We start from the raw sequence: 1,067 nt of genomic DNA on the forward strand, positions 1-1,067 counted from the left end.
AAAGAGTGCAATGACATACTGGTAAAAAGTGCGGCCGTCTCTCGAGAGCTTGGCGCCACGATGGTGCTGGTCGTACAAGAATTCCACAAACACGAGCCTTCTGTTTACACACATCTGGAGCTGGAAAAGGCACTTCTAGTTGGCTTATTGGCCGATATTGGCTTGTTCTGCCTCATTAACGAATATCACCTGTATCTGGATAGTGGCAATTACCTTGACCCTGATATCGCGTTGCAAATCTTCCAAACTCGCTGCTCTGCAACCAGTAAGTTGGTGCTAGAACGCTGGGGGTTCGACAACGATTTTCGAGAAGTCTCTTCAAACGAAAAGTTTGTTACCGCTCGTCCAGAAGTCAGTTATTTGGACATTGCTCGAATTGCAAACCACTTATTGATGTTCCGCAATCAAGACGAACGTATTGATGAACATGAAGTGGAATTCAATTTAACAGGTGCAGAGGTCTTGTATGACCTAAGCAATATGAGTGATACTGACTTTCGAAACGAAATCAACGCAGTACTCAGTGCTAGCGGCTTGTAATTAAGTTAACTAACGTCATCCACGATAAACATTAAACTCAAGGTCGAGTGTTGTTTTGTCAGTGGCTTTTGTCTCCGGCTTGTCTCACTAAGGAATTATCAAGTTTTATGTTCTCAGGGATGCTATTCATTTTTGCCCCTCTTGTTGTGGGGTACTTAATTCCTATTTCTCGCGCAGCTTTACTAGAGAAAATTAACCAATCAACTTCATACCTTATTTACGTCATTCTTTCGTTGATGGGTTTAAGTTTAGCTGCCTTAGACAACTTGAGTAGCAACTTGCAGAGTATACTGCTGTACGCTGGTACTTTTTTCGTCTGCTTGAGTGTATGTAACTTACTCGCTCTGCCAATAATCGATAAGATTATTCCGTTGCAGACCAATCACAACCAAAACAAGCTTCCACTTTCTTCTATGGCATTAGAATCAGTAAAACTGATTGTTGTCGTTGGTGGAGGCTTAATTGCTGGTCTCATTTTGCCGATAGGTCTGGAGTGGGTAGATACCGCGAGCGAATGGATCCTCTTC

Annotated in this window: 2 pseudogenes; both read left to right on the plus strand. The window is 42.7% G+C overall.

Annotated features, from left to right (window positions below):
* Nucleotides 1-540, plus strand: a pseudogene (locus R7P67_RS26240) (HDOD domain-containing protein); the annotation flags it as partial.
* A gap of 107 nt (nucleotides 541-647) precedes the next feature.
* Nucleotides 648-1,067, plus strand: a pseudogene (locus tag R7P67_RS26245) (hypothetical protein); the annotation flags it as partial.

It is taken from the genome of Vibrio sp. Vb0937, assembly GCF_033338855.1.